The 10,315-nt window shown below is 61.0% G+C and carries 5 protein-coding genes and 2 pseudogenes; 2 read left to right on the forward strand and 5 right to left on the reverse strand.

Translation table 11 applies throughout. The features are described from left to right. Positions 1-19: 19 nt before the first annotated feature. The 5 genes and pseudogenes from lysS to PDO_RS20300 form a co-directional block, all read right to left on the reverse strand. A complete protein-coding gene (gene lysS / locus PDO_RS20280; protein WP_007606291.1) occupies positions 20-1,516 on the reverse strand; it encodes a lysine--tRNA ligase in 1,497 nt (498 codons plus the stop codon). A gap of 248 nt (positions 1,517-1,764) precedes the next feature. Then, positions 1,765-3,222, reverse strand: coding sequence for a glutamate--tRNA ligase (gltX, locus tag PDO_RS20285; RefSeq protein WP_037074867.1), 1,458 nt, complete (start codon positions 3,220-3,222; stop codon positions 1,765-1,767). 469 nt (positions 3,223-3,691) lie between these two features. Further along, positions 3,692-5,456: pseudogene (locus PDO_RS20290) on the reverse strand (SLC13 family permease). A 148-nt stretch (positions 5,457-5,604) separates the two neighbouring features. Then, complete coding sequence (locus tag PDO_RS20295; RefSeq protein WP_007606297.1) at positions 5,605-6,363, reverse strand: TerC family protein; 759 nt, start codon at positions 6,361-6,363, stop codon at positions 5,605-5,607. 127 nt (positions 6,364-6,490) lie between these two features. Next, positions 6,491-7,189, reverse strand: a complete 699-nt coding sequence (locus PDO_RS20300) for a TetR/AcrR family transcriptional regulator (RefSeq protein ID WP_007606298.1) — start codon at positions 7,187-7,189, stop codon at positions 6,491-6,493. Between the two features lie 146 nt (positions 7,190-7,335). Between PDO_RS20300 and PDO_RS20305 the strand changes: the two are divergent. Together PDO_RS20305 and PDO_RS20310 are read left to right on the forward strand one after the other, a co-directional pair. Next, positions 7,336-8,524, forward strand: a pseudogene (locus PDO_RS20305) (HlyD family secretion protein). A 28-nt stretch (positions 8,525-8,552) separates the two neighbouring features. Further along, positions 8,553-10,142, forward strand: coding sequence for a DHA2 family efflux MFS transporter permease subunit (locus PDO_RS20310; protein WP_007606300.1), 1,590 nt, complete (start codon positions 8,553-8,555; stop codon positions 10,140-10,142). Positions 10,143-10,315 lie beyond the last annotated feature (173 nt).

Genomic DNA, 10,315 nt, shown 5'->3' on the forward strand with positions numbered 1-10,315 from the left:
AAGACGGTGTTGCGACTGATCAGTCGGCCCGGGCACGACGGGCCGGGAAGAGGATGATGTCGCGGATCGACGGGGCGTTGGTCAGAAGCATGATCAGGCGGTCGACGCCGATGCCGAGGCCACCGGCCGGCGGCATGCCCTGGTCGATCGCGTCGAGGAATTCCTCGTCCAGCTGCTTCTCTTTTTCGCCGCGGGCATGGGCCTGTTCGAGCTGCTCGACCATGCGCTTGCGCTGCTCTTCCGGGTCATTGAGTTCGGAAAAGGCGTTGCCGATTTCCCAGGCGTTGCAATAGGTCTCGAAACGCTCGACGAGGCGCGGTTCGCCCGGCACTTCCTTGGCAAAGGGCGAGATGTCTTTGGGGAAATGCGTGACATGGCTTGGCTGGATCAGTGTGCCTTCGACCTTCTCCTCGAAGATGAACGCGAGGCATTCGCCCCAGGTCCAGTCCTTCTCGACGGCAAAGCCGGCAGCCTTGGCGGCGGTGCGAGCTTCCTCGTCGGTCTTCATGGCGAGGAAGTCGATGCCGGTGACTTCCTTGACGGCGTCAGGCATGGGCACGCGCTTGAACGGACCCTTGAAGGAAATTTCCTTGTCACCGAACATGAATTCGGTGGTGCCGTGGATCTTGACGGCAAGTTCGGCGAACAGGCGCTCGACGAGGTCCATGATGTCTTCGTAGTCGGCATAGGCCCAGTAGCACTCCATCATGGTGAATTCAGGATTGTGCCGGGTGGAGACGCCTTCGTTGCGGAAGTTGCGGTTGACCTCGAAGACCTTGTCGGTCAGGCCGGAGACGAGCGTGCGCTTGAGGAACAGTTCCGGCGCGATGCGCAGGTACATGTCGAGCTTCAGCGTGTTGTGGTGGGTCTTGAACGGCTCGGCCGTCGCGCCGCCATAGACCGAATGCAGCATCGGCGTTTCGACTTCCATGAAGCCGTCGTTTTCCATGAAACGGCGAATGCCGGAGACGATCTGCGAACGCTGCCTGAAGCGGAGCTTGGAATCCTCGTTGGTCAGGATGTCGAGATGGCGCTTGCGGTAGCGCAGTTCGATATCGGCCAGACCATGATACTTCTCCGGCATCGGAAGCAGCGTCTTGGTCAGCATGGTGATTTCATGGGCGTTGATCGTCAGCTCGCCGCGCTTGGTGCGGCGGACCATGCCGGTGACGCCGATAATGTCGCCAAGGTCGATCATCGGCAGCAGCGCGCGGGCCTCTTCCGGTGTCGTGTCCTTGTGGCTGAAAATCTGGATCTTGCCCGAGGCATCGTGCAGGTCGATGAACATGCCGGAATTGCGCGATGAATAGACGCGTCCGGCAACGGTGACGATGTCGCCCGATTCCGTGTCCAGTTCAAGGCCTTCGTATTTCGCAGCCAGTTCCGCATTGGTGATCGTGCGGTGGAAATGGGCCGGGTAGACGTCGCCGACCTGTTCGCGCAGCAAAGCCAGTTTCTGGCGGCGCACTTCGGTCGGGTCGGAGGACAGGGTGGGTTCAGGTGTCTGTTCGGTCATCGTGTGCTTGCCTCGGATCGGCTGTTTTCGTTTCGGTCACCCCCCTCTGCCCTGCCGGGCATCTCCCCCACAAGGGGGGAGATCGGATGGGGGGACGCTTGTGTGGCTCCACCTCTGGCATCAAAGCCGGCGGTCAACGAGAGCTTGGCAATGGCCGGCCACTCGCTGATCTCCTCCCTTGTGGGGGAGATGCCCGGTAGGGCAGAGGGGGGTCGTTCAATACGCCGCCGGAAGGCGGCGCTGTATTGTCAATTGGCGGCGCCCGCCATGGCGGTGAGCACCTGGATCGCGACCTTCAGGCGCTGGCGCACGACCGAGCGGCCGAGCAGCGCCATCGAGTCGAACAGCGGCAGCGAGCGTTGGCTGCCGGACACGGCGACGAACAGCGGCGGGGTAACCACGCGCAGTTTCTTCTCCATACGATCGGCAATCGCGCGCAGTTCTTCCTCGATGGTCGCCACGTTCCATTCGAGGATCTTTTCGAGATCCGCCTGGACGGTGGTGACAATGGCCAGCGTTTCCGCCGGGCTGGTCTTCAGGCCGCCGAAGGAGGCCGGCGTCAGACCGACATCGTTGGCGAGCAGGAAGCCTGCGAGCGGTGGCAGTTCGCCGAGCTTGGTGACGCGGCTCTGGGCAAGCTTTAGGCCCTCGGTCAGGCGATCGTTTTCCATCGACCAGTCGAGGACGCGGGCGATGAACTCGTCCGGGGTCAGCTTTTCGCGCAGCCAGCGGCCGTTCAGCCAATCGAGTTTCTGGATGTCGAAGATCGCGCCGGCCTTGGACAGGTTGTCCGGGTCGAACTTTGCGATCAGTTCATCCATGGTCAGCAGTTCTTCGCCTTCGGCGATCTGGATGAAGAACAGGCCGAGGAAATTCATCAGCGCTTCCGGCATATAGCCGAGCGCTGAATAATAGGAGATCGAGGTCGGGTTCTTGCGCTTCGACAGTTTCGACTTGTCGGCATTGCGCATCAGCGACAGGTGCATCCAGACAGGTGCTTCCCAGCCGAAATAACGATACAGCAGAATGTGCTTGGGTACGGATGCCAGCCACTCTTCCCCGCGGGCGACGTGGGTGATCTTCATCAGGTGGTCGTCGATGACATTGGCCATGTGATAGGTCGGCATGCCGTCGCCCTTGATCAGGACCTGCATGTCGACACTGTCCCACGGGATCGAGACATCGCCGTAGACGCCGTCATGGAAATCGCACGAGCCTTCGGTCGGGATCTTCATGCGCACGACGGAAGTCTCGCCGCCCGCCATCTTCGAGGTGACCTCCTCGGCGGTCAGGTTGAGGCAAAGGCCATCATATTTCGGCGGCTTGCCGGCGGCGCGCTGGCCCTCGCGCATCTGCTCGAGCCGCTCGGGCGTGCAGAAACAACGGAAGGCGTGGCCCTTGTCGAGCAGGTCCTGAGCGTGGGGCCAGTACATGTCCTTACGGTCGGACTGGCGGTAGGGGCCGTGGGGACCACCGACATCCGGGCCTTCCGACCAGGTCAGGCCGATCCACTTCAGCGCGTCGAGCACTTTCTGTTCGAACTCGGCCGTCGAGCGGGTCGCATCGGTATCTTCGATGCGCAAGATGAACTCGCCGCCGTGTTTCTTGGCGAACAGGTAGTTGAACAGCGCGATATACGCGGTGCCGACATGGGGTTCGCCGGTCGGGGAGGGTGCGATACGGACGCGGACGCCTGAATTGGTCATGGAGTTCAGCTCATAGTGACGTGCGGGGAAATCGAGCGATGGCCGCAGGATCATGGGTGTGAAATACAATGTGGCGGAAGGACGAGAAGGCGCGTTTCCGTGCCAGGTTCCGCCTGTTCCATTGGCTGGCCTTAGGCCATATTCAACGCAGTGCGTCAAGGAAAACTGCGTATTTGGGCGGTTTCCGGCCCTGCCTCAAGCCGGTGCGGGAAAAAATCAAAAAACAGCGGAACCGATTTCGGTTGGAGGCGTTTCACCGACAGAACGCAGGCCGTGCCAACCGGACGCGACGGAATATCGGGGAATACGGAGATTTTTCCGGTTTCTCTCCGTGGCCAACGAAGCGGCAGGCGAGCCCCATCCGTCCGGCTTGCGTTCTCCCCAAGCCCCCGCCCCCCAGGAAAGCCTGCGTCCCGCCGACGCAGGTTTTTCTGCGTCTGGCAGTTGGGGAGGAACACACCTGCCGGTATCAGACTGGCCAGACCATCAAGAGTGTTGGGACGGCGACCAGGATGACTAGCACAGACAGGGGGAGCCCGAGCCGGGGGTAGTCGCTGAAGCGATAGCCGCCCGGGCCCATGACCAGCGTGTTGCACTGGTGGCCGATCGGGGTGAGGAAGTCGCAACCCGCGCCAATGGCAACCGCCATCAGGAAGGCTTCTGGTTGGTAACCCAGGCCTCCGGCAAAACTTGCCGCGATCGGGGCCATGACCAGCACGGTTGCCGCGTTGTTGAGGAAGGGCGTGACAGCCATTGCGGTGACCAGGATCAGTGCGACGGCACCCCAGGCCGGCATGCTGCTGGCAAGCGTACTCAACCAGCCTGCAATGACGTCGCTGGCGCCGGATGTGCGCAGGGTGCCGGACACCGGAATGAGGGCGGCCAACATGACCAGGATCGGACCGTCGACCGATTGGTAGACTTCGGAGATCGGGATGACCTTGAAGACGACCATGGCAAGCGCTGCGGCAAAGAAGGCAATGCCAACGGGGGCGAGCCCCAACGCGGTCGCGCCCATGGCGACGAATAGAATGGCGAGGGGAACGAGGACGTTTCGGGTGGTGCCGAGCAGGATTGCGCGCTCGGCGAGCGGCAGGCAGCCGAGTTCGGTCAGGATGGGCGGGCATCTGCTGGCGAAGGCCCTGGAGCAGGACGACATCGCCCGATCGCAGCGTCAGTTCGCCCAGGCGTTCACGGATGCGTTTGCCCTGACGGCTGACCGCAAGCAGGTTGACGCCGTAGGTATGGACCAGGGACAGGTCCCGCGCCGTCTGGCCGATCAGCGACGACCCTCGGCTGATCACGGCCTCGACGGAGACAAGATCGCCGCCCTTGTTGGGGGCAACGGTGCCGCCGGCCAGCGTCAGGCTGCCCTGGGAGACAACCCGGTCGAGGGCTTCCGATGGTCCCTGCAGCAGCAGCGTGTCGCCGACTTTCAGCAGCACGTCGGGGAAAGGCGAAAGCCTCGTATCACCGCGCAGGATCGACGTCGCAGAGACCTCGCCCGAGGCAATCTGCTGCAACTGATGCAGGGTCTTGCCGACATAGGGCGAGTGCCGTCCAAGGGTTGCTTCGGTTGAAAAATGCGAACTTTCGAGCGCTTCCTGCAGGGAAGGGTTCTGGTTTTCGCGGATGGGCACGAGCCAATAGAAGAACATCAGGAAGATGATGCCGGCGATCGCGAGCGTCGCGCCGACCGGGGTGAAGTCGAACATGGTGAAGGCCTGGCCGGTGATCTCCTCGCGCAGCCTTGAGACGGCGATGTTGGGCGAGGTGCCGATCTGGGTCATCAAGCCGCCGAGCAGGGCGCCGAAGGCCATGGGCATCAGGAAGATCGATGGCGAGACGTTCGAGCGGCGGGCAAACTGAAATGCCACCGGCATCATGATGGCCAGAGCGCCGATGTTCTTGATGAAGGCAGAGAGCACGGTGACCGTGAGCAACAGAAGCAGCATCTGTGCCCGGACGGATTCCAGGCTGGGAAAGAAGCGCTTGATGGCAAGATCGACGACGCCGGATCGGGCAACACCGGCGCTGACCACGAGCGCGGAACCGACAATGATGACGATGTCGTCGGAAAAGCCTGCAAATGCCTCGGCCGGGGAGACGAGACCAAGAGCGACGGACGAGACAAGCGCAGCACAGGCGACGACGTCGTACCGAAATCGCTCCCACAAGAAAACCGCCATCATGGCAGCAATGACACTGAAGGCGAGAATTTGCTCGTAGGTCATATGGCTCCGGGCGGTTCAGTTGGCAGAGCTGCAGACGGTGGCGCACACCGCTGGTCAATGTCCAGTGTGATCTTTGAAGTCGTGAAGGTCGTCATGCAAAAAAGAGGGCCGGTTCAATCCAACTGGCCCTCTTTCGGAACGTCAAAGATCAGTGGCGGGTGGTGCCTTTTTCGCGGTCGGCCTGCTTCTTCTTGCGGGCAAACATATTGAGCATTTCCACCAGGCCGGAGAACGCCATGGCAGCGTAGATATAGCCCTTTGGAACATGGAAGCCCATGCCGTCGGCGATCAGGGTCATGCCGATCATCAGCAGGAAGCCGAGCGCCAGCATGACGACGGTCGGATTCTTCTCGATGAAGTTGGCGAGCGGATTGGAGGCAATCAGCATCACGGTTACCGCCACGATGACGGCAATGACCATGATCGGCAGATGTTCCGTCATGCCGACGGCGGTGATGATGCTGTCGACGGAAAACACGAGGTCGAGCAACAGGATCTGGCCAATGGCAGCGGCAAAGGTGTTGGTCGCCGAAGACGCAATGAAATCTTCCTGGTGGTCGATCGGGTCGACACTGTGGTGGATTTCCTTGGTCGCCTTCCAGACAAGGAACAGGCCGCCGGCGATCAGGATCATGTCCTTCCACGAGAAGCCGTGGCCGAAGAGTTCAAACACGGGATTGGTCAGCTGGACGATCCAGGCGACGGTGCCCAGCAGCGCAAGGCGCATGATGAGGGCAAGGCCGATGCCGATGCGGCGAGCCCTTTCGCGCGATTCAGCCGGCAGCTTGTTGGTCAGGATGGAAATGAAGACGAGGTTGTCGATGCCGAGCACGACTTCCATGATTATCAGCGTGATCAGTGCGATCCAGGCGGCGGGGTCCTGAGCGAGTAGGAGCAGATCCTGCATTCGATGTTTTCCGTGCTAAACAGAGGAGTTGAGCAACAGCAAATGGGGCAAATGATCGCATATGGCAAGGGTGGGGCGGCCGGTAAGGTGAGGCGTTGTCGAATAAGGCGACAGGTCCGCTGCCGCCTCAGGTGTTTTCCGGCCCGGGCGGGCCGTATGCACCCAGGAAAAGCTTGAGGCCACTGTCGACCACACGCTCGATTTCGGCTTGCGTAATGTCGGTCGGCAGCTGATTGAACAGTCGCTCCCTGAAGTAGGAACCGACGGCCAGGTCAATGAACTGGCGGGCTGCCAGTTCGCAGTCGTCGATATGCAGCTGTCCGCTTTCGGCGTGATGCTGGAGGAAGGCGCGCAGCACGGTCTTGGCATTGGTCGGCGCGCCGGCGAAAAAACGCTGACAGAGCGATGGCATTCGGTCGATCACGCCCAGGACCACGCGCATCGAGGGGATCATGTCCGTGTTGATGACCTGGTGGGCAAACGCGAGGCCGAAACGGCGCAGGCCGTCCTCGGCGCTGGTGCTCTGCTCCAGCAGTTCACGCATGCGCTCGGCAAACCGTCCCTTTTCGCGCTCGATCAGGGCGGCGAACAGTTCTTCCTTGCTCTGGAAATAGACATAGATGGTGCCTTTGGAGACACCTGCCTCGCGGGTCACGTCATTCATGCTGGCGGCGTCATAGCCCATTTTCATGAAGACGCGCTTGGCGCCATCGAGGATCTGGCCACGCTTGATCGGGTCTTCGCCAGCGGCAAAACGGCTCAAACCGGGTGCTGCCGCGGGTGGCTGCTCCTTCGTCTCGTTCGGTTTTGTCGTCGGTTCGGTCATGATCGGTCCAAATAATTAACTCATGTCAATTTTGCAGGCACGAAGCGGGGATGTGCATCTTGATATGCGTTACGAAACGCTATATGTCAATCGAACCGAACGGTTCAGTTCGAATAGTTTCTTCACCAACTCCCCGGTTTGAGCCCATGTCCGTCACGCAAAGATCCACCGCCCTTCGTTCCGCTCCTCCCGTCGAAGACAGGAATGAGGCCGTGCCGGCCACGCCGCAAGAAGCCGGGGCCACCCCTGCCGAAACGACTGCGCCTACAGTCGCCAAGAAGCGCCGCAGCCCCGTGCTTCCGATCATCGGTTTGGCGATCGTCGGTGCGGGCCTCTGGTTTGGGTACGAGTGGTGGACCAATGGCCGGTTCATGGTCTCGACGGATGATGCCTATATCGAGGGCGACATCGCGATCATCTCGCCGAAGGTCTCCGGCTATGTGGAGACGGTCAATGTCACCGGCAACCAGGTGGTCAAGGCCGGCGATCCGCTGGTGACGCTCGATGGTGGCGATTATCGCATTGCCTATGAGCAGGCTGTTGCCAACAAGCGGAGCGCCGAACTTGCGGTCCTGCGGATGGATGCACAGATCTCTGGTGGCGAGGCCAGCCTTGCGCAGACCAAGGCACAGCGAGGGCGCGCTGGAAGCCAGCGTGCGCGGCGCGCAGATCACCGAGAAGCGGGCCAAGGATCTGGCGGCCAAGTCCGCAGGCACCACAGCCGATCTCGACAATGCGACGATCGCGCTGGAGCAGGCCAAGGCAAACCTGATCGCGGGGGAAGCGGCCGTGTCTTCTGCCGAGGCCAATGTTTCGCTTCTCAAGGCACAGCGCGATGAAGCGCTGAACACCGTCAAGGTGCAGGAACTGGCGATCGACAAGGCCAAGCGCGACCTCGATTTCACGGTGCTCAAGGCGCCCTATGACGGCGTCATCGGCAATCTGTCGGTGCAGGCCGGCGATCTTGTCTCCGCCGGCAAGCGCCTCGCGGCCCTCGTTCCGATCCGTGACCTCTATATCGAGGCGAATTTCAAGGAAACGCAGATCGCCCATCTGGTGCCGGGTTCGAAGGTTTCGATCCATGTCGATGCCTATGGTGAAGATCCGCTCGAAGGCACGGTGACCTCGATCGCTCCGGCCTCAGGTGCGATCTTTTCGATGCTGCCCGCCGAAAATGCCACCGGCAATTTTACCAAGGTCGTCCAGCGCGTTCCCGTGCGGATCGCGCTTCCGCAAGACGCCCTGGACCAGGGGCATCTGCGCGCCGGTCTCAGCGTGATTGTCGATGTCGATACCCGGACCGCGCCTGAAACCCAGGCCGTTGCTGCGCAGTAAGCGGATCTGCTAGAAAAGGGGCCGCGCCATGGCCGTTGCAAGCACAGCATCACCCACCCTTGGCTCGGCCTCGGGGGCGGAAGAGCGCATGGACCCGAAGCGGGTCATCGCCTTCCTGGCCATGGTCTTCGGCATGTTCATGTCGATCCTCGATATCCAGATCGTCTCGGCCTCGCTGTCGGAAATCCAGGCCGGCCTCGGCGCCAGCAATGACGAAGTCGCCTGGGTCCAGACGTCTTATCTGATTGCCGAAGTCATCATGATCCCGCTGTCCGGCGTTCTGGCCCGGATCCTGTCGACGCGGGTGCTGTTTTCGATCTGCGCCGGCGGTTTTACGCTGGCCAGCGCATTGGCGGCCACGGCCACGAATATCGAGCAGATGATCGTCTACCGTGCGATCCAGGGCTTTATCGGCGGCGGCATGATCCCGTCCGTCTTTGTCGCCGCCTTCACGATCTTCCCGCCGTCCAAGCGCAATATCGTTTCGCCGATGATCGGCCTTGTCGCCACGCTCGCGCCGACGATCGGGCCGACGATCGGGGGCTACATCAGTCATGCCATGTCATGGCACTGGCTGTTCCTGATCAATGTGATCCCCGGCATCATCGTGGCTGCGACGACCTGGAGCCTGATCGATTTCGACCAGCCGGACCACAGCCTGATGAAGAAATTCGACTGGTGGGGCCTGGCCTCGATGGCGGTGTTCCTGGGCTCGATGGAATTCGTGCTGGAAGAGGGCAACAACAAGGACTGGTTCAACGACCATCATATCGTCATGGGCACCATCGCCATGGTGATCGGCGGGGCGATCTTCTTCCGCCGGGTGTTCAAGGTCGAGCTTCCCGTCGTCGACCTGCGGGCTTTCTCGAATGCCAATTTTGCCTTCGGCTCGCTGTTCTCGTTTGTCATGGGCGTCGGTCTTTATGGCCTGACCTATCTCTATCCGCTCTATCTCAGCCGCATCCGGCATTACGATTCGCTGATGATCGGCGAGACCATGTTCGTCTCGGGGGCTGCGATGTTCCTGACGGCGCCGATCGCCGGCATCCTGTCGAGCAAGCTCGATCCGCGGGTGATGATGATGATGGGCTTCGCCGGCTTTGCCACCGGTACCTATATGATGACCGGGATCACGGCTGACTGGGACTTCTACGAACTGCTGCTTCCGCAGATCCTGCGGGGCTGCTCGCTGATGATCTGCATGGTGCCGATCAACAATATCGCGCTTGGCACCTTGCCGCCGGATCGGATGAAAAACGCATCCGGCCTGTTCAATCTGACCCGCAATCTCGGGGGCGCCGTTGGCCTTGCGATCATCAACACGATGATCACCCAGCGCACCGACGATCATTTCGCCCGCCTGTCCGAGCAGCTTGACTGGGGCAACCCTGCAGCACTCGACTGGCTGGCAAGCGTCGGTGCCAACTACGACGCCTATGGCCTGGACGGCAGCACCGTCGCCGTGCAGAAACTTGCCGGCATCGTCACGCAGCAGGCCACGCTGCTGTCCTTCATGGACATCTTCATGGGACTGACTGTGCTGTTCGGCTCACTGGTGTTCATGACGCTGCTTTTGAAGAAACCCAAGGCGGCTGCACCGGCCGGTGCCGGTCACTAACATTTTCGCGGGTTGAAAATCCGCGTGTCGGTGGTTCAAAACCGCCTCCGGGCACTATTCTAAGTACCTGATGTGCTTGTGCTTTTCCATGGTCTTGTAACGCCTTCGTTTTGCGAGTTTGACAGTTTCAAACCCCGTGTTTGACAACTTCTGTTTTGCGTTTGTTCAGTTCT

The sequence above is a fragment of the Rhizobium sp. PDO1-076 genome, assembly GCF_000247475.1.
Lineage (GTDB): Bacteria > Pseudomonadota > Alphaproteobacteria > Rhizobiales > Rhizobiaceae > Allorhizobium.